The sequence below is a fragment of the Pseudotenacibaculum haliotis genome, from assembly GCF_042684245.1.
GTDB lineage: Bacteria > Bacteroidota > Bacteroidia > Flavobacteriales > Flavobacteriaceae > Polaribacter > Polaribacter haliotis_A.
Map to the genome: position 1 here is coordinate 302391 of NZ_JBHULH010000012.1, position 19144 is coordinate 321534.

The 19144-nt window shown below is 34.5% G+C and carries 17 protein-coding genes; 5 read left to right on the top strand and 12 right to left on the bottom strand.

The features are described 5' to 3' along the window. Nucleotides 1–40: 40 nt before the first annotated feature. The 9 genes from ACFSRZ_RS15855 to ACFSRZ_RS15895 all read right to left on the bottom strand — a co-directional run bounded on the left by ACFSRZ_RS15855 (nt 41) and on the right by ACFSRZ_RS15895 (nt 10467). Nucleotides 41–1783, bottom strand: a complete 1743-nt coding sequence (locus ACFSRZ_RS15855; protein WP_379667555.1) for a M14 family metallopeptidase — start codon at nt 1781–1783, stop codon at nt 41–43. 11 nt (nt 1784–1794) lie between these two features. Further along, on the bottom strand, nt 1795–3420 hold the full coding sequence (locus ACFSRZ_RS15860; protein ID WP_379667556.1) for a M14 family metallopeptidase: 1626 nt from the start codon (nt 3418–3420) through the stop codon (nt 1795–1797). 132 nt (nt 3421–3552) lie between these two features. Further along, nucleotides 3553–4002 carry an acyl-CoA thioesterase gene (locus tag ACFSRZ_RS15865; protein ID WP_379667557.1) on the bottom strand — a complete coding sequence of 150 codons (450 nt, stop codon included), beginning with the start codon at nt 4000–4002 and terminating at the stop codon, nt 3553–3555. A 54-nt stretch (nt 4003–4056) separates the two neighbouring features. Continuing rightward, nucleotides 4057–4647, bottom strand: coding sequence for a YceI family protein (locus ACFSRZ_RS15870; protein WP_379667558.1), 591 nt, complete (start codon nt 4645–4647; stop codon nt 4057–4059). A 108-nt stretch (nt 4648–4755) separates the two neighbouring features. Then, on the bottom strand, nt 4756–5880 hold the full coding sequence (locus tag ACFSRZ_RS15875; RefSeq protein WP_379667559.1) for an AraC family transcriptional regulator: 1125 nt from the start codon (nt 5878–5880) through the stop codon (nt 4756–4758). A gap of 4 nt (nt 5881–5884) precedes the next feature. Next, nucleotides 5885–6964 (bottom strand): ABC transporter permease, encoded by a 1080-nt coding sequence (locus tag ACFSRZ_RS15880; protein WP_379667560.1) that lies wholly within the window; start codon nt 6962–6964, stop codon nt 5885–5887. 69 nt (nt 6965–7033) lie between these two features. After that, nucleotides 7034–7732 carry an SIMPL domain-containing protein gene (locus tag ACFSRZ_RS15885; protein WP_379667561.1) on the bottom strand — a complete coding sequence of 233 codons (699 nt, stop codon included), beginning with the start codon at nt 7730–7732 and terminating at the stop codon, nt 7034–7036. 9 nt (nt 7733–7741) lie between these two features. Beyond that, nucleotides 7742–9865 (bottom strand): carboxy terminal-processing peptidase, encoded by a 2124-nt coding sequence (locus tag ACFSRZ_RS15890; RefSeq protein WP_379667562.1) that lies wholly within the window; start codon nt 9863–9865, stop codon nt 7742–7744. An 86-nt stretch (nt 9866–9951) separates the two neighbouring features. After that, on the bottom strand, nt 9952–10467 hold the full coding sequence (locus ACFSRZ_RS15895; RefSeq protein WP_379667563.1) for a hypothetical protein: 516 nt from the start codon (nt 10465–10467) through the stop codon (nt 9952–9954). 120 nt (nt 10468–10587) lie between these two features. Between ACFSRZ_RS15895 and surE the strand changes: the two genes are divergently transcribed. The 5 genes from surE (at nt 10588) to ACFSRZ_RS15920 (ending at nt 15334) form a co-directional block, all read left to right on the top strand. Next, nucleotides 10588–11361: a 5'/3'-nucleotidase SurE gene (surE, locus tag ACFSRZ_RS15900; protein WP_379667564.1), complete on the top strand. Its 774-nt coding sequence runs from the start codon at nt 10588–10590 to the stop codon at nt 11359–11361. Beyond that, entirely contained in the window at nt 11349–11636 is a 288-nt protein-coding gene (locus tag ACFSRZ_RS15905; protein ID WP_379667565.1) for a hypothetical protein, read from the top strand. Before surE ends, ACFSRZ_RS15905 begins: the two co-directional genes overlap by 13 nt. Before the next feature lie 12 nt (nt 11637–11648). Continuing rightward, complete coding sequence (gene lpxB / locus ACFSRZ_RS15910; protein WP_379667566.1) at nt 11649–12758, top strand: lipid-A-disaccharide synthase; 1110 nt, start codon at nt 11649–11651, stop codon at nt 12756–12758. Between the two features lie 165 nt (nt 12759–12923). Further along, complete coding sequence (locus ACFSRZ_RS15915; protein ID WP_379667567.1) at nt 12924–13223, top strand: GIY-YIG nuclease family protein; 300 nt, start codon at nt 12924–12926, stop codon at nt 13221–13223. A gap of 101 nt (nt 13224–13324) precedes the next feature. Further along, complete coding sequence (locus ACFSRZ_RS15920) at nt 13325–15334, top strand: ComEC/Rec2 family competence protein (protein ID WP_379667568.1); 2010 nt, start codon at nt 13325–13327, stop codon at nt 15332–15334. Nucleotides 15335–15343: 9 nt separating this feature from the next. On the opposite strand, the gene ACFSRZ_RS15925 is transcribed toward ACFSRZ_RS15920, so the two are convergent. From ACFSRZ_RS15925 to ACFSRZ_RS15935, 3 genes are all read right to left on the bottom strand, one after another. Next, the gene (locus tag ACFSRZ_RS15925) at nt 15344–15877 is read right to left on the bottom strand and encodes a thioredoxin family protein (protein WP_379667569.1); all 534 of its coding nucleotides are present in this window, start codon (nt 15875–15877) and stop codon (nt 15344–15346) included. Between the two features lie 89 nt (nt 15878–15966). Beyond that, entirely contained in the window at nt 15967–17535 is a 1569-nt protein-coding gene (locus tag ACFSRZ_RS15930; RefSeq protein WP_379667570.1) for a peptide MFS transporter, read from the bottom strand. A 73-nt stretch (nt 17536–17608) separates the two neighbouring features. Then, on the bottom strand, nt 17609–19144 hold the full coding sequence (locus tag ACFSRZ_RS15935; RefSeq protein WP_379667571.1) for a peptide MFS transporter: 1536 nt from the start codon (nt 19142–19144) through the stop codon (nt 17609–17611).

Here is a 19144-nt window from a genome sequence, read left to right on the forward strand (position 1 = left end):
CTGGAGAGAGGCTTTACTTTGTTGAGTATATACTTCTGTATTATTTACTTGTTTTGGTAGCAATACCACCTTTGGCACTGTCTACTGTAATAGTAAACTTTGAGTTTCCTTTTACAATCCAGCGTACTTTTACAACACTGTTTCCTGGAATATTTCTAACTTTTAATTTTTCCGGTTGTACTTTTTGCTCTGTAGTGAAGTTAAAATCTTCATTGGTTACAATCATTCCGGCAATCACTTTCACACCTGAAATGCTTACAAAATCCGGTCTGGTAATATTGTATTTTAGATCCTGACTGGCATGTGTTGGCATCAAACGATCATTTTTGATGTAAGCAGTTATTTCTTTTAATCCTCCTTTTAATTTCTTCACTTTAATATCAGCAATCGATAAATGAGGCATGTGATGTGCATGGTAGAAAGTAAAGGCCATATTTCTATGTGCTTCTTCTTCTAACATAAACCCGGGTGTTGCACGTCCAAAATTCTTTTTAAATCCACCGATCTCAATCTCTCCGTATGTAGGGTGATTGTATTTTTTCCAAGGAGTAAATGCATCGTACATTAATAGATCTTTGTCAAAATTGTATTGAGTATCTGCATTGTTCTTATTGGTTTTGTAGTAGGCAAATCTTGAGAAGATCTCATTGGTAAACGTATAGATTCCTCTGCTTCCATAGAACCAATCTAACTCACCACCAAATACAGAATACAAGTCTTTATACACTGTTAAGTAACGATATCCCGGAATCATTTGCTCTCCTTTTTTACCAATAGCATCGTAAATTCTAATGTCTTGGCGGTTGTATGTAGATACATCTTCTTGAGCTCCAGGACCTCTTAAGATCATTCCTCCTGAGTTGTGGTAACTTTGTGCTCCGGCAATATTAGGTTGCTTTAAAACAAAGTCGGCAACAGCTCTTGTTTCAGGAGCAGAGAAAGGATACTTGTAGGCTCCTCGTTGAATATAATCCGGTTGCCATTTCCAACCCCAATCTCTGTTAGGATCGTAATATCCGTATGTGTCTTCATTGATTCTTCCGTCATTATCATTGTCAATACCTTCGGTTCCTAAGAATTCATAGCGCTGCGCGGTAACTACATCATCAGGGCCAATTTGTATCATTCTTCTTGGATCTTTTGGATCGATAATGAAATTTCCATGATCATTTTTTCTTCTCATTCTGGTAATAGAACCGTCACCATCCAAATCATCGTAAGTATCTTCATCAAAAAGACCATCCCTATCATCATCCAAAGGAATCATTCCTGCTCTTGGACTATGAGGTGTGTTGGCTTCTAACATATAATCGTTACGAGCATCCGGATTGATGGTTGGAACGATGTAGAAAATACGATCGTTTAACATTTCGGTTACGTAATCGTTTTTACCAAAACTCTCTGTCAAATACCAAGCTGTATACGTACAGATTTCTCCTCCTTGAATTTCATTGGAGTGAATGTTTCCATCTACATAGAATCCCGGTTTTCTATCAGGATTTCCTTTTTTATAATTGGTAATGGCCAACATCCAAATATCTCTTCCTTGGGTAGATTTCCCGATGGATTTTCTACGAACCAAATCAGGATAAGCATTGGCTATCTTTTGCCCTAAAGCTGCTAAGCCTTCGGAAGTATAGTATCTGTTAAATGAAATTTGAACTTTTGGGTTTTCCGGTGTTCCGGCAGCTCTAAAAACTTCATTGTTTTTTTGTGCGTTGATTGCTAATGGAAAAATAAACAAAAGCAATAATGACTGAATTGTATATCTATAGATTTTCATTTCTCTTAAGTTTATTTTAGTTTCACTGTAGCTTTATCTATACCTGTATGAGAAGTTCCGGCTTCTAGCTCAACACTTCCTTTTCCTTTTACAAGCCAAGTAAATTGAACTGATTTATCTCCTCCAATATTATCAACCAAGGTGATCTTTCTTCCGGAAATCAACTCCTGATTTTTGTTGAGGTTAAGTGCAACTTTGACCTTACGAAGCCACCTTGATCTTTTTCCCATTTCTGTATGGGTAGGTAGTAATCCTTTGTTGTGCACATCTACGGTAATTCTTGTAAACCCATTGTCTACAGCCTCTACTTTTAAGTTTTCTAAGACAACATTAGGTTGCATTTTAGCAAGGTCTACAATAAACTTTGTATGCTTTTCACTAATATCTTTAACCATTTTGAAAGGAGGGTTGTACATGATATAAGGTGATACACCGCCAACTTCTACTTTCTGATTAGGGAAATCTGGGTGCTGTACTTCTGTCCAAGGAACAAAGGCATTTTGAATTCCTTCTTTTTCTGCCCATTGTAAGAAATTAGCATATTTGTTTTTCTTGGCTTTGGTAATTGAATCTCCTTTAAATTTTGGAGCCCACCAACCCGGAGTACTCAAAGCTAATTTTCCGAAATGGAAGTAAGACCACTCGAAAAAACTTCCTCCTTTTCCGGTAGATGTAGGAGCATTTTTGTCTTTGATGATCTTATTGTATTTACCGGATATGAACTTATTAAGAGCAGCATCTCCTCTTAAAATACTTGTAACCACTCTTTTTCTTGCTCCACTTGGATTGTACTTTAAAGGTTTTGATAAATTGTTCTCAGGACCTAAAGTAACAATGGCAAAGATGTTCCATTGCTCGTATAGGAAATCTAACAAAGCTCTAGTTTCTAATTCAGAAACGGCATGCTCTCCGGCACCGGGTTTAAAGTACGGATAGTTAAAGCTGAAGTTCTTGTTAAAGATAATTCCACCTTTTCCATCTTCATTAAACTTTCCGTCCTTGTCATTGTCAATTCCTTCGCTAATTACTTTATAAGCTCCTAATTGTCCTTTGTTTTTATCGGCAGGAACTACAATTCTTTCATCTTCTTTTAGTTTGATGTAATCTCCGGTAGCATCTTCAATTCTCATCAAAGTAATAACACCGTCTTTATTAAGATCTTCAAAAGGATCTTCATTTACGGTTCCGTCTCTGTCATCATCTGTCTTTTTTGCATTTCCGTTATTGTAATGCTTTAGAGAAGAAAAGTAATTTTCTGTTGCATTAGGACTCATGTTTGGAAAGATGTAGAAAGTAGTGTTATCTAAAACATCTGCATGATTTTTGACAATGTTTTCTGCAATAGAAACTGCCATCTCCGGTCCTAAAATGTGTTTTCCGTCTACACCACTTACAATGGCAATAGCAGGTTTGTTTTTTGCATCTCCTTTAGATAAAGTCAATGCCCAAATAGTATGACCACCAATAGTTTTGGTAAGTGATTCCAGTTTGCAAACGCCTGAATTTGCACGTTGCAACTGTTTTAATCGTTGTGAAAGTTTACTGTAATTACTGTAGTCAGATTGTGCTGATAGTTGTAATGAAGTAAAACAAATGAGTATCCCTAGAAGTAGAGAACTCTGTTTTTTTGTGAACATAATAACAAATGGTTAAGTTAGTTAAAACCTTGGTTTTTTAATAGGGTCTTGAAGGTAAGGAAACCTATTTGTTATTTGAAAATGATCTAAAAAATTAAGTTTTTTTTAACAGTAGGAGATACAATAAAAGAGCTACTTGTTAGACTTTGTTTGAATGATCTCGAAGTCTTCAGTTTGTTCCAAATGATCAAAAAGAGGGTCGTATTTTTCGGGTAAAACAGCGAGTTTTCTTTTTTCGAGATCAATCCAAGCACCATATACTTCAATGATGGCTGCTACTTTTCCAGCTTCATTGATCACTTCATGTCTCAGTTTCCACCTTCCTTTATCTTTAGAAAGACCTTGAAGTTTGATATTGACCGCAATCTTTCCTCCTGATTTGATCTCTTTTCTAAAGGAAGTATATTCAGTGAAAAGAATAGGGCCTATGTTATCTTTGGCAATAGCATCAACCGGAAATCCTGCATGAGAAAAATAACGAATACGAACTTCTGCAGCATAATCATTATAGGCTGTATGTCTCATATGTCTATTAGGGTCAAAGTCTGACCATTTGGTATTGAATTCTACTTTGTAACTCATATTGTATTATTGATTGGATGAAATTACAAAGTAGAATCTATTTGAGAAAGGGAATTACTTTTTTATAGCGAGTGCTCTAATTTTGATTTTTACTTCTTTTCCAATAAAAAGAGAGCCATTATCCATTCGCTTGCTGAATTTAATCCCATAGTCGAATCTGTTAATAGAAAAGTCAGCTTTAATTCCAATGGTTTTATTTTTGGTTGGATCTACAAATGGCCCGGAAACGACAATCGGAAATTCAACTTCTTTGGTAACCCCTTTAATGGTAAAGTTTCCTTTCATTGAAACCTTATCTCCATTTTTGTGAACAGAGGAAGAGACAAAGCGAATTTCAGGATGAGCTTGCGCATCTAACCACATTTTACCTTTTAGATGCCCATCTCTGGTTTTGTTGTTGCTGTCTAAACTAGCAACTTTTATAGTAGCGTCTAGTTGTAATGTGGTAACGTCATCACCTTTCATAGAAATGTTTGCAGAAAAATCATTAAACCTGCCTGAGACTTCACCTACCATAAATCGTTCTACATCAAACCCGATATAAGTGTGACCAACATCTAAAGTATAATTATCTTTAGTATCTTTTACAAAGCCGGTGCAGACTAGCAGAACAGTGAATAGCGGAAAGAGTACTTTTTTTCTCATCATTGATTGTTTTAAATTAATAAAGGTCAATGATAGAAGTACCGCTATACAAATTCGACAATCTTTATAAAGGTTGTCGAAAACTAGATGGGTTTAATAAAAATTTAACTACTTGTTGGTGTATTGTTTTCGGAAAGCAGAGGGAGTATGACCATTAAATTTTTTAAAAGCGTTTACAAAAGAAGTCTTATTGTTAAAACCTGCTTCGAAGGCTATTTGCAATAAATTCTTTTTTGGAAATTGCTCGATCAATTCTTCTGCCTTTTTTACTCTTTGTTGATTGATAAAATCAAAAAAGGAACATTGGTAATGTTCGTTTATCAATTGTGATAGGTGGTGACGATTGATACCAGACATCGTAGAAAGGTCTTTAAGTCTAAGATCATTTTTTAGATATGGCTCTTCTGTACTCATTAACTTTTCTAAAACTTCCAGCGAACTAGATTTTTCTTGTTCTTTTAAAGAAGAAGATTGGTAACGTTTAGTTTCTGTAATTGGCAACCAAGCTTGGTTAGAAAGTTTATAACTTATAGCATATATAAAAATACCTAAAGGAACTACATAGATATAATCTAAGTTTCTGTTGTAAGCATCGGATTTAAATAAAATGTAGAGATATACAGAGGTTAGAATGAGGATTCCAACAAGAAGAAGGTTAAAAATGCTGATCCATTTTAGATTCTTGATAGAAGAATATTCTGTTTTTAATTTTTGAGTATAATTTCGAATCATCCTTACGTTGAAAAGCAAATACAAGGCTAAATGGATAAACTGTAGATAAAAAATAGTAGAATACAGATATTCAAAAAGAGTAACGGTTTTAGGTCTGTGATCAAATACAGCCAACATACCATAATGAATTTGCCTGTGACTTAACGACTCATTACTCAAAAGAGGAATTAAGATCGTAAAAATAAGAAAGGGAAGTACATGTAAACTGTCTTTTAATTGAAATCTCCACTTTTCTTGAGTGATGGTTTTAAAAAAGTAATAGGTAAGAGGCCCTAATAAAAGCCAAGAACCGTATCGTGTCCCATAGAATAGATTTGCCGGAATTTTAAAGGCTTGCCTAATAGATAGAAATTCTAATAAAAACCAAGCCAATAAAAGAGTAATGGCTATTAAATAAGTATTTCCTCTACGAGATTCCTTTGAGTTTGAAATGATGAGCAATGATAGATTGAACAATCCTTGGAATGTAAGTATGATTATAAGTATTGACCAAACATCCATTTCTTTAGCTTTTTACATCCAATGTATCTCTTAAAGTATTCCCAATCAACATAAAAGCCATCACCAAACTCATAATGGCCAACCCAGGAATAACGGCTAAGTAAGGTTTTCCTAAGATGATATAATTATAGTGGTTTTTAATAATAGCTCCCCAAGATGGAGTGGGAGGTTGTGCTCCAATTCCTAAGAAACTCAACCCGCTTTCTATTAAAATAGCAGCAGCAAAATTAGCTGCGGAGATCACAATAACAGGCGCCATGATATTGGGTAAGATATGACGAAAGATAATTCTGAAGTTAGAAAACCCTAAAGCTCTGGCAGCTTCTACGTATTGTTGTTGTTTGGTAGACATTACTTGACCTCTCACCACTCTGGCAACTTCTACCCACATGGTCAATCCTACTGCAATGAATACTTGCCAATAGCCTTTTCCTAAAGCTAAGGTAATTGCGATTACCAACAAAAGTGTTGGAATAGACCACGCAATATTAATAACCCACATGATTAAAGCATCAACCTTACCACCAAAATATCCGGCAGCAGCACCAATGGTAATTCCGATCAATAAAGAAATAAATACGGCAATGAATCCGATAAAGAAAGAAATTCTGGTTCCGATGATCAATCTACTTAATAGATCTCTTCCGTATTTGTCGGTTCCGAAATAGAAAGTGTGCTGCTGAATGTATTTTTCAGGAAGATTATTCAGAGAACTTAAAGGAATCGACTTGGTCATTTTGTCGGTATAATTCACATACTCTAAATTCTCACCTTTTACAACATAGGATTCAATAGGAATCTCTGTATCTAGGTTCTTCTTTCCATTAAAAACTTTGTTTATAAAAGATTGTTCAACTGTTTCTGTTGATGGGATGGTGAGCATCAAAACAGAGAATCCCGGTTTTTTAGAGTGAATCTCCAAATGCATTTGATTGGCATTAGAACTGTTGTCCGGAGCCAATAGATATCCGAATACAGCTATAAATCCACAAATGAGAACAAACCAAAAAGAAACCAGACCGATCTTGTTCTTTTTGAACTTTTGAACCGCAATTTGAAATAAGGATTTTGATGTGTCGGACATAAAACAAAAATAAAAAACCTGACAGCTTGTACAAGCATATCAGGTTTTATCTCTTTAAAATATATTCTCTTAATACAGGTAGAACTTTACTCTAACTGATGATGTGATCTTTATTTTTCTGAATTCAACACTGTCTGCTAATGTTGGTTTCGCTTTATAATTGCTTGAGCGTAAATTAAGTGCATCGAAGCTGAAATTTTCCGCACGATCATAATTTGTGTTGATATCGTAAATAGAAAAGGCTTTTCCTATTTGTTGCTCCAAAGGTTTTGCTAAGTTCTCTGCCTGTAATTTAGCTTGTAATACTGCTTTTTGTCTCATAAAGAGTTTTAACTCATCGGCTTTGGAATACTCTACTTTTCTCAACCAAACATTAGAGACTTTCACTTTTTCTAAATTAATTAATACTTTAGAAAGTGTTTTTGCATCGTACACTAAAAGTTGATAAATCTTTTCTTTTGTTACCTCTTTCTTTCTTAAGAAATACTTAGAAAAATCACTTCCTAAATTTCCTAAAGAGAGTTGCTTTTTTAGATTAACACCTGCTGCTTTTAAAGCAGATTCCATTTGTTTCTCCAACTTTTCAATAGAAACTCTTCCTTTGGTGTCTTTTTCATCCAAACGTATGTTCATGTAGATTCTGTCGGGTACAACCAAGGTATCTACAGAAGCCATAGTTTCTACATGTGAAACAATTTTGTTATTTGTGTTTTGCGCATAGGAAACTACACTACACAGTAAAAACGCAATCAGATATATTCTTTTCATAGCTAAGGATTAATTTTTAACGATCTCTACAGGGACTCTTAATTTTAACTGACTCAATACATTCAAAGCTTCTGCTATGTACATGTCTTTAGACAAGTAAGTGTGCCACTTTTCTCTTTCTTCTTTTAAATCTTGGTTCTTTTCAAACAAAGGAAGCTCATATTTAGGAGAGTTAAATACTAAGTGAGAATCGTATTTGAATACAGAGTTAAAGCGTTTTGCATATTCACCTCTGTCTTTTAAATTTTGAACATATTCTTTATAGTTCAGAGAATATGTAGAATCGTCCTGTTCTTTCTTTAACCATTTTGCATATTCATTCACCAATTGGAATTTTGGATCATTTGCAATACGTTCTTTACTTGAATTTACTACATCAGAGAAGTTGCTGTACGAGTTTGTTTGTACGTACTTAGCTTGCGGAACCATATCCCACTTTAAAGCTCCGTCCATATCTCTTTCTCCAAACTTCATATAGCTATATCTGTTTGGAATGGCAATATCTGAATAAACACCTTCCATTTGAGTAGATCCTCCGTTAATTCTGTAAAATTTCTGAATGGTCATTTTTAAGAACCCAAGGTCTTTTTCGTAGTTAGGATAGAACTGATTGATAGGTAATATATTTTGAACAGTTCCTTTTCCGTAGGTCTGATTTCCTCCAATAATTACGGCTCTGTTATAATCTTGCATCGCAGCAGCAAAGATCTCAGAAGCAGAAGCAGACAATTCATTAACTAGAATTACCAATGGTTTTTTCCACTGAATCTTACTATCCTCATCATTTTTTACAACAGGCTTTTCACCTCTGTATTTTACTTGTACAATTGGTCCTTTGTCAATAAATAATCCTGCAATTTCAATAGCGGTCTTTAAAGATCCACCACCGTTGTTTCTTAGGTCGATTAATAATCCTTCTACATTTTCAGATTTCAATCTCTCAATTTCTTTAGCCATGTCTTTGGCAGAATCTCTAAAGTTCTTATCGTCAAAGCTAATGTAGAACTTAGGAAGATCAATAACTCCAAACTTTTTGTTGTCGATCTTTACAACAGAAGATTTTACAAAAGTCTCTTCTAATTGTACTACATCTCTAATGATGGAGATTACACGAGTAGATCCATCTAATTTTTTCTTAACTGTTAAGCGAACTTCCGTTCCTTTAGGTCCTTTGATAAATTTGATAGCATCGTCTAAACGCATTCCTACAATATCAAGTGGCTTTTCATCCGCTTGTGCTACTTTTAAGATAATATCTCCTTCTTCCAATTCACCTTGTTTCCAAGCTGGTCCACCGGATACTAACTCTATTACATGTGTATAGATTCCTTTCTTTTGCAAACGAGCTCCAATTCCTTCTAACTTCCCAGACATATCTTGATCGAAACGATCTTTAATTCTTGGATCCATGTACGTTGTGTGCGGATCAAAAGCACCTACAACACTATTTAAGAAAGTAGAGAACCAATCTCTATGCTCTAGCTCTTCAATACGGATGTATAATTCTTCCATACTCTTCATTACTTCAGCTCTTGCCTTTTTCTCTATCTGAGCAAAAGACTTTTTCTTGTATGAAGGGTCTTTTTTGAATTTGTCTTCTTCTAATTCTTCTTGCTCTTGAATTTTATCGATGGTTTGCAATTTTAATTGCTTTCTCCAATAATCTATCAATTGTTCTTTATTAGTAGCAAAAGGAACATTGTCATAATTCACATCAATTTGCTCTTTCTTCTTGTAGTTGAAAGGCTTGTCTAAAATCGTTCCGTAAAATTTTTTAGCAGACTTGATCTTCTCTAAGAATCTACCATACACCAATTTGTAAAAATCAAGTTTCAATTCCTTTAATTGGTTGTCGATTTGAAATTTGTATCTCGAAAATTCTTTAATGTCTTCTTGCGTAAAATAACGCTTAGAAGGGTCTAAGCCATCAATAAAACTATTAAAAACATGTTCAGAAAACGTATCGTCAATCTGTTTTTCAACAAAGTGACCACGAGTCAACATATAATTCAATACAGAAATCAAGACTTTGTCTTTCTCCGGATCTTTGTTAATAGTTGTATTGTTTGCATGAGTAGCGTTTCCAAAAAGTAGGAGAAATGCTAAAAAAGGGATTAAAAATTTCGTCTTCATGAATCTTCTGTCGTTAATATTCGATTTCTTTTCAATTGATGTTTGGCTAATGTACTAAAATGATGCCAAAATGTTCATTATCAGGATTAGTTTTTCTTTTTGTAGATGCCTCTAAAAGCTTCTTGTATTACTTTTCCTTGTGTAGAGATGAATTCCCATACTTGCGTTACAGAGCCGTCTTTGTTTGGGGTCCAGGTAATACGATTGTAGTATTCTCCTTTTTTTCCTTTTACCAGGTCACTTTTAAGCACCATTTTCCCGTCAACTAAATTCCCTTTTAAAACAAGAGAATATCCTGAGTTGTCTACCCAAAGCTGATTCCAAGTATTGTCTGTAAGATCTACATAGTTATAACTGGTTCCTCTACTGTTGCTGGTTTTAGAAACCCAATTCTCCTGCATTACACAATTGCTATGCATTTTAAGGATTTTATTAGCTCCTATTAGTTTTCCTTGTTTGTTGTATACATTCCAATCGCCAACCCAGAAATTAAACTCGTTGTGCTTTTCTGTATCGCAAGGAGCTTTTTTAACCTGCGCACTAGCAACATTCGTAGTTGCCGTAGCAAACATGAGCAGTAAAAAGGTAATAACACGTATCATAAGGAAGCTCGTATAGTCTCTATACAATGTTACTCAAAAAACGAGGGAATCAATCTTTACAAAATGTTAAAATAATTTTTGACCAAAATCGTTTACATTTGTGTAAAATTCTTCACACAAATGACCAAAGAAAGACCGTTAATTTTAGTAACTAATGATGATGGAATTACAGCGCCGGGCGTTCGTACATTAATACAAATCATGAACAAGATAGGAGATGTTGTTGTAGTTGCTCCAGATAGTCCACAAAGTGGAATGGGGCACGCTATTACTGTAAACAATGTGTTACATTGTAACCCTATTACTGTTGATGATGGGCCACAAATTGAATATAGTTGTTCAGGAACTCCTGCAGATTGTGTTAAAATGGCAGTGAATGAAATATTAAACCGCAAACCTGATCTTTGTGTATCAGGAATCAACCACGGATCTAACTCTTCTATAAATGTGATTTACTCAGGAACTATGAGTGCAGCTGTAGAAGCAGGTATTGAAGGGATTCCCGCTATTGGTTTCTCTTTATTGGATTATACGTACCATGCTGATTTTAATCAGAGCAAGGAATTTGTAAAGAACATTACGTTGAACGCTCTTGAAAATGGAATTCCTGAGGGGGTTGTACTAAATGTAAATATCCCTAAGTTGAAAAAAGAGGAGATCAAAGGAGTAAAGATCTGTAGACAAGCAAATGGATACTGGAGAGAAGATTTTGATAAGCGAAAGAGTCCGTTTGGAAAAGAATATTACTGGCTTTCAGGAGAGTTTGTAAACAAAGATAGAGGAGAAGATACCGATGTGTGGGCTTTAGAAAACGGATATGTATCTATTGTGCCTGTTCAGTTCGATCTTACTGCTCACCATATGATCCAAAAGTTGAATACATGGGATCTATAAGAAAAGAAATTACGATTGGATTTATCATTTCTCTTCTAGCAACAGCTGCCGGAATTTTCTTGTATATGCAATACTTTTCCAGATATGGTTTTGAAGAAACCTGGCAGATGATCAAAGAAGGAAACCTATATTCTTCAGTACTCGCTTTAGCAGCTCTTCCTAATTTGTTTGTCTTTTTTGTCTTTATCAAAAAGAAACAGGATTATAGAGCCAGAGGTGTATTAATGGCTTCTATATTAACGGCTTTGATTACCTTTGTGTTGAAGTTTATATAATCGTTTCACTCAATGAAATACTACATCATTGCCGGAGAAGCTTCGGGAGATCTACATGGTTCTAATTTGATGAGAGCCTTGTTGCAAGAAGACAAGAATGCTGAGATCAGATTTTGGGGTGGAGACCTTATGAAATCTGTAGGAGGAACTTTGGTGAAACATTATAAAGAACGAGCCTTTATGGGGTTTGTAGAGGTCTTGCTAAACTTAAGAAAGATCTTAGGCTTCATTAAGTTTTGTAAAGAAGATATTGCTGCTTTTCAACCCGATGTTATAATTTATATAGACAATTCCGGATTCAATCTTAGAATTGCGCAATGGGCAAAACAACAAGGATTTAAAAACCATTACTATATTTCTCCTCAAGTTTGGGCTTCACGAGCAAGTAGGGTGCAAAAGATCAAAAGAGATATAGATCAGATGTATGTGATCTTACCTTTCGAAAAAGAATTCTACCAGAAATATGATTACGATGTAAACTTTGTAGGCCATCCGTTGATCGATGCAATTGCAGATCGTACTCAAGTAAACGAAGAGCAGTTTAGAAAAGAGTATAGTTTAGGAGAGAAACCTATTATAGCCTTGTTGCCGGGAAGTAGAAAACAGGAGATTTCTAAAATGCTTTCTGTGATGTTGTCTTTGGTTGATGAATATGCCGATTACCAATTTGTTATAGCAGGAGCGCCAAGTCAGCAATACGATTTTTACAAGGAGATTATTGGAAATAAGAAAGTAGCTTTTGTAGACAATAGAACGTATGATCTGTTAAGTGTATCTACTGCTGCTTTAGTAACTTCAGGAACAGCAACCTTAGAAACCGCACTATTTAAAGTTCCTCAAGTGGTTTGCTATAAAGGAAGTAATATTTCATATCAAATAGCAAAAAGGATCATTACACTCAAATACATTTCATTGGTAAACCTCATTATGGATAAAGAGGTGGTAAAAGAGCTGATCCAAGGAGAAATGAATACTGAAAACCTCAGAAGAGAGCTAACTTCTATTTTAGAAGAGAATCACCGTGCTCGTTTGTTTGAAAACTATTATGATTTGGAACAAAAACTAGGAGGAAAAGGAGCTTCTCTCGCTACTGCAAAAGCTATTGTGGGTAGTTTGAAATAATTTAAGTTGTCATTTCGAACCGAGAGAAACGAGTGTGAGAAATCTCTTTTCTTGCATTTAGATTTCTCAGTCGTGCCTTCTTCGAAATGACTGAAGATAGAAATTGAATTATTTAGAATTGTAAGAAGTAAATATGAGAAAACTTATATTTACAAGAAAAAGAAAATGCTATGCAAATATTATGTTTACATTGTTACTAATATTCGAAAAACTACGCTTTATATAGGTGTAACGAATAATATACAACGAAGAACTTCTCAGCATTATTTCGATAGTCAGCATTGGAAAAAATCTTTTGCAGGAAAATATAATTGCTTCTATCTTATATACTATGAAGGTTTTGAAAGAGCCCATGAAGCAATTGTAAGAGAAAAAGAAATCAAAAAATGGAGAAGAGAGAAAAAAGATCAGCTAATAACGAAGTTTAACCCGAATTGGGAGTTTTTAAATAACGAGATTTTTTAAATACCTAGTTAGTCATTTCGAACCGAGAGAAACGAGTGTGAGAAATCTCGTTGTAGGAATTAGATGTTTGATTCGCAGAATTTTAGTAGCTTTACCTTGCTATGAGAAAGTTACTAGGATATCTCCCTTTTCACTTTTTAATATGTCTTGTTATTGGAATTTTCATTCAGTATTCTACTGACCTATGGACTTATGATAAAAAGTGGTTGTGGTATGCTCTTTTGGCAATAGTTATACTGTTGGCAATTGTAAAAAGAACTATTTTATTTCAGGTTTTTACTTGGGTGTCGTTTGTTCTTCTTGGAGTATATGTTACACATCAAAATAACGATAGAAATCACGCTCTTTTCTATCAAAATTATCATTCAAAAAATACTACTTATGTTTTGCATATTAGAGAGGTTTTAAAACCAAATCAATACTCTAATCGATACAAAGCAGAGGTTGTGCTGGTAGGAGATCATAGCACTTTGGGTAAGGTTCTATTGAGTATTCAAAAAGATACTACTCAAGAGTTATCTGTAGATGATCAGATCATCACTTCCAAAGATTTTATTGAAGTAAGATCGCCATTAAACCCGTATCAGTTTGACTATAAAAGTTATTTAGCAAAAGAAGGTATTTATCATCAAGTCTTTTTAACAGAAGAAGAGTTTCTTCGGGTTGAAAGCAAGCCGACTTTTTTAGGTCGTATCGCTAAAATTCGAAATTCCATTCAAACGTCATTAAAAGAAGAAGGCTTTTCTAAAGATGAATATGGAGTGATCAATGCTCTATTATTAGGTCAAAGGCAAGAATTATCAAGAGAACTATCAAACGATTATTCTAGAGCTGGAGCGATTCATATTTTGGCAGTTTCCGGATTGCATGTAGGTATCATTCTACTCTTATTATCTATGTTTTTCAAACCTGTAGAAAGTTTGAAGTATGGAAAAATAATCAAACTAATATTGATTCTTCTGTGTCTCTGGTTTTTTGCGATACTAGCCGGAATGTCTGCTTCGGTGGTTAGAGCTGTAACCATGTTTAGTGCAGTAGCAATTGGATTGTCTTTGCAAAGGAAGAATAGTGTTGAGTTTTCCTTGGTCTTTTCCATGTTTGTTTTACTGCTAATGCAACCAATGTTTTTGTTTGATGTTGGATTTCAATTGAGTTATTTAGCAGTTTTTGGTATTGTAACCATACAACCTAAGCTATATGAGTTATGGAACCCTAAGTTTTGGTTGTTAAACAAAGCGTGGCAATTAACAACAGTTTCTGTTGCTGCACAATTAGCCGTTTTACCGATAAGTCTATATTATTTCCATCAGTTTCCTGGATTATTTTTACTGTCGAATCTTGTGATTGTTCCTTTTTTGGGAGTGATCTTAATTGGGGGGATTCTCATCATTGTTTTGTCACTTTGTTCAATCTTACCCGATTTTTTAGTGATGGTTTACGGAAGCTTTATTTCTTACATGAATAGTTTTGTTCGCTTCATTTCTCAGCAAGAAACTTTCTTGTTTTCTGATATTTCTTTCTCGTTAGGAATGCTGCTATCGAGTTATTTAATGATTGTAATGGGATTCCGATTCTTTGAAAGAAGAAGAGTTCAAAGGTTGATTGGTGTTTTAGGCGCTGTTCTTATTTTTCAAGGAGTAATTTTATATGAAAAGCATGCAACATCTCAAGAGAAAGAGCTAATTGTATTTCAAAAAAGACAATCTTCTATGATGATATTGCGACAAGGAAATGATGTGCAGTTATATCATTCTTTAGATTCAGCAAAGCGGAAAAATAATTATGTATTAAAATCCTATTTGATAGGAGAGAACCTTTCAGTACAAAAAGAGAATAGTTTGATAAACTATCTTGAATACAACGAAGAAGATATTTTACTAATTGATAGTTTGGGAATCTACACTATAGAAGGCGTAACATCTCCTATTGTGATCCTACAAAATTCACCTCGAATTAATTTAAAACGATTAATTAATGAATTAAAACCTAAGCAAATTGTGGCTGATGGATCTAACTATAGAAGTTATGTGACTCGTTGGGAGAAAACTTGTATGAAAACAAAAACTCCATTCTGGTTTACAGGCCAAAATGGAGCATATATTTTAAAGTAAAAGGTCTTTTTATAAATTACTTTTAAAGCCTTTTACAAAATCTTGCCAGGTTTCTGTCTTGTATTTTTCAGTAGCAAAGAAGGTAACTACTTTTTCCATGATCTTGGCATCTAAATACCCGGGAACTCTGTCTAGTAGTTGTAGTTCTTTGTTCATAATCACTGTAGTAGGGTAGCTTAACTTTCCATTCAACAATGCTGCTGCAAACTCGTTATAGCCTCTTCTTCCTTGATTTTTGAACTTGAATGTATAATCTTTAAAGGTGATGTCTTCCTTTTCTTCACCGTTCAATTTTACAGGGTGAAAGTTTTTGTTGATGTATTGAACGATTACTTCATTTTTATAGGTAGTTCTGTCCATTTTTTTACAGTAACCACACCAATCTGTATACACATCAATCAATAAAGGTTTTGGATTCTTTTCATTCAACTTGATAGCTTCCTCAAAAGATAACCATTTTACTTCTGCTTTTTTGGTTTCTTGTGCACCAACCTGAAATATCAGGGCAAAAAATAGAAAAGGGATTAAAATTTTTTTCATCATAATCTAACTGTCGTAATCCGTTGAACAAATTTACAATAAAAAAGACACCAAAAATGGTGCCTCTTTTATAATTATATGCTAAAGTTCAGTTAGTGAACTCCATGCATCATTCGTTTCATCATAGGATTTAAGAGAATCAAGATCAGTCCTGCAACAACAGGAACAAGTGTAAAGATCAAGAAGAATGTTGACATCGAATATTTGTTAACGATTACATCTATATATCCTCCTACTTTTTGTGCTAAGAAATTACCAGCAGCAATTGCCAGATACCAAACCCCAAACATCATTCCTATTTTCTTTGGCGGTACTAGTTTCGAAACATAAGATAACCCTACAGGAGATAATGATAGTTCTCCCATAGTATGTAATAGATAAGCTAATACTAACCAAATCATACTTACAGATGCGGTTTTAGCTCCTGATGGTATGGTAGAAGCTCCATAAGAAAGTGCTGCAAACCCCAGCCCTAATAGAATCAATCCAATGGCAAATTTAATTGCAGCGGAAGGGTTGTATTTGCTCTCCCATACTTTCGAAAAAAGAGGGGCTAGTGCAATAATAAAAAGAGAGTTTAAGATTAAGAACCAAGAGGCTTCAATTTCTGCAGTATCTTTTGGAAGTATTACAGAAAGCTTCCAGAATACAAATCCCCAAATACTTAAAAAACTAATTCCAAGAATAATATTAGAAAGTGAGATCTTACTAAAGGTCTGCCTGAATAATTTGATCAACACCCACGTGATAATTCCGAGAGGGACAACTGAAATAAGTGTATCTACTATTTTAAATGTCAAAGCAGAATTACCAGTTAATGTCCGCTGTGTATAATCTCTGGCAAAGATGGTCATCGAACCACTGGCTTGCTCAAAAGCTGCCCAGAAGAAAACAACAAAAAAGGCCAAAATACCTACAACAATATATCTGTCTCTCTGAACATTTGCAGATACATTATATTCAACAGAATCGTTATCTGATGCTTCATTTCCAACTTCTTCAATAGCATCTGAAAGGTCTACTTTTTTAGAAGGTTGCTTTCCTATATTTTCAAAGATGGCTCTACCAAACCAAAACTGTAACATTCCTAATAACATGAACAATCCGGCCAATCCAAACCCCCATGAATAGCTTAAGTTACTTGCTAAAAAACCACATAAAAGAACTCCTAAAAATCCTCCTGAATTAACTCCCATGTAGAAAATGGTAAAAGCACCATCTTTTCTTTCCGGAAATTTGTCATACAATCCACTAATGATAGAAGTAATATTCGGTTTAAATAAACCATTACCAATAATAAGAAACCCGACACCGACGTAGAACATAAATTCTGTTTCAAATGCCAAGGAAGCATGCCCTAAGGTCATTGCTAAGGCTCCAAAAGCAACAGCTTTTTGATACCCGGTCAATTTATCGGCTATCCATCCTCCAATGATTGGAGTTAGATAAACAGAACTTGTGTAGATTCCTAATAAACCTAAAGCTCTTTCATTTGACCATTCCCAACCTCCATCAACAAAAGGAGCTGTAAGGAATAAGACAAAAATGGCGCGCATTCCGTAGTAGGAAAAACGTTCCCACATTTCTGTAAAGAACAAAACAAATAACGCCGGCTTGTGATTTAAAAGACTAAACTCATTAGATCTTGAAATTGCGCTCATAAAGTAGTTTTTGAATTATTATAAAAGAAAAATCCCCATAGAATTTCTATGAGGATTTTAAATATTTTAATTGTTAGTGTACGTTACCCATTAACTTCTTCATCAGTGGTCCGAATAGAAGAACAACTAATCCTGCTCCAACAGAATACATTGCTATCAATTCGAATCCATCAGTATACACTCCTAAAGTATCTAATCCTCCAACATTAGCATCTGTACTTTCAATAGCTAATTGTTTAGAGATAAAACCTACAATTTGAAATGCGTAAGCAGAAGACAAGAACCAAATTCCCATCATAAATGCTACAATACGTTTAGGTGATAAATCTGTGATCTTAGAAAGTCCTACAGGAGACATAAACAACTCTCCCACAGAGATAATAAAATACATGACCAATAAATAGGCAAAAGGTACCATTCCATTTTCGTCAGCACTTCCTTCACTGATTGATAAGATATAGAAACTAAGTCCTGCTAATACCAATCCAAGTCCAAATTTGTAAGGAGTTCTAGGGTTTAATTTTTTCTTTGATAGATAGGCCCATAATAACGAAATAGGAATAGCCAATATGATGATAAACATTGAGTTTAAAGAGTTGGTTTGACTAGCTGTCATAATTCCTTCTAAAGCAACGTTTCTAGAAGCAAACAATGTAATTACACTTCCTGATAATTCATGGAATCCCCAGAACATCGTCATAAAGAAAGTAATTAATACTGCCATGAAAAGCTTTTTGCGCTCTTCAACAGTAGCTTTAAACATGATGTTTCCTAAATAGATGATTACTACAACACCGATAATTTTAAAGATTAAACCAACAATAGTTTCATCTCCTAAGAAAGATTCACCACCAGCAATTGCTTTATATGATGATAAAACATAAGCTATTACCGGAACAGCTAAAACAGAAAGAACAGGGATTAACGTTTTTTGAGGTAAACCCAAAACTCTCTTTTCATACACTTCCATATTAGGAGGTAACCCTTTGTCTCCAAAAACATTTTTTCTAATTCCACTCCAGAAAAAGATCAAACCTGTTAACATTCCGATTCCGGCCAATCCAAAACCATAATGCCAACCATATTCAGCTGCTAACCATCCACAAAGTAGTGGAGCAATCCAACCTCCAATATTGATACCCATGTAGAAAATAGTAAAACCAGAATCTTTTTTAACATCTCCTTCTTCATATAGAGAACCTACAAAAGTTGAAATATTAGGTTTAAAGAATCCATTCCCCATAATGATGAATGATAGTGCTAAGAAAAACGCAATATCATTTTCTATAGCCAAAACAAAATGTCCAACAGCCATTAGAATTCCTCCTAAGAAGATAGAGCTTCGCATTCCTAAGATTTTATCGGAGATTTGTCCTCCAATTACAGTAGAAGCATATACTAATGAACCATAAGATGCATAAACTACAGCTGTGGCTGCATCGCGCTCTACAAGAGCTTTGAAAATTTCTTGCACCATATAAAGTGTAAGAAGAGCTCTCATTCCATAGAAGCTAAAACGCTCCCATAATTCGGCAAAGAATAAATAAAATAACCCTTTAGGGTGACCAAACATTTTTTGATCCTGTGGTGAAGTAGAAATATCTGACAT

Bases quoted from the DNA above. Each gene is read 5' to 3' on its own strand.
- ACFSRZ_RS15855 (WP_379667555.1), bottom strand. From the start codon at position 1,783: ATGAAAATCTATAGATATACAATTCAGTCATTATTGCTTTTGTTTATT.
- ACFSRZ_RS15860 (WP_379667556.1), bottom strand. From the start codon at position 3,420: ATGTTCACAAAAAAACAGAGTTCTCTACTTCTAGGGATACTCATTTGT.
- ACFSRZ_RS15865 (WP_379667557.1), bottom strand. From the start codon at position 4,002: ATGAGTTACAAAGTAGAATTCAATACCAAATGGTCAGACTTTGACCCT.
- ACFSRZ_RS15870 (WP_379667558.1), bottom strand. From the start codon at position 4,647: ATGAGAAAAAAAGTACTCTTTCCGCTATTCACTGTTCTGCTAGTCTGC.
- ACFSRZ_RS15875 (WP_379667559.1), bottom strand. From the start codon at position 5,880: ATGGATGTTTGGTCAATACTTATAATCATACTTACATTCCAAGGATTG.
- ACFSRZ_RS15880 (WP_379667560.1), bottom strand. From the start codon at position 6,964: ATGTCCGACACATCAAAATCCTTATTTCAAATTGCGGTTCAAAAGTTC.
- ACFSRZ_RS15885 (WP_379667561.1), bottom strand. From the start codon at position 7,732: ATGAAAAGAATATATCTGATTGCGTTTTTACTGTGTAGTGTAGTTTCC.
- ACFSRZ_RS15890 (WP_379667562.1), bottom strand. From the start codon at position 9,865: ATGAAGACGAAATTTTTAATCCCTTTTTTAGCATTTCTCCTACTTTTT.
- ACFSRZ_RS15895 (WP_379667563.1), bottom strand. From the start codon at position 10,467: ATGATACGTGTTATTACCTTTTTACTGCTCATGTTTGCTACGGCAACT.
- surE (WP_379667564.1), top strand. From the start codon at position 10,588: ATGACCAAAGAAAGACCGTTAATTTTAGTAACTAATGATGATGGAATT.
- ACFSRZ_RS15905 (WP_379667565.1), top strand. From the start codon at position 11,349: ATGGGATCTATAAGAAAAGAAATTACGATTGGATTTATCATTTCTCTT.
- lpxB (WP_379667566.1), top strand. From the start codon at position 11,649: ATGAAATACTACATCATTGCCGGAGAAGCTTCGGGAGATCTACATGGT.
- ACFSRZ_RS15915 (WP_379667567.1), top strand. From the start codon at position 12,924: ATGCTATGCAAATATTATGTTTACATTGTTACTAATATTCGAAAAACT.
- ACFSRZ_RS15920 (WP_379667568.1), top strand. From the start codon at position 13,325: ATGAGAAAGTTACTAGGATATCTCCCTTTTCACTTTTTAATATGTCTT.
- ACFSRZ_RS15925 (WP_379667569.1), bottom strand. From the start codon at position 15,877: ATGATGAAAAAAATTTTAATCCCTTTTCTATTTTTTGCCCTGATATTT.
- ACFSRZ_RS15930 (WP_379667570.1), bottom strand. From the start codon at position 17,535: ATGAGCGCAATTTCAAGATCTAATGAGTTTAGTCTTTTAAATCACAAG.
- ACFSRZ_RS15935 (WP_379667571.1), bottom strand. From the start codon at position 19,144: ATGTCAGATATTTCTACTTCACCACAGGATCAAAAAATGTTTGGTCAC.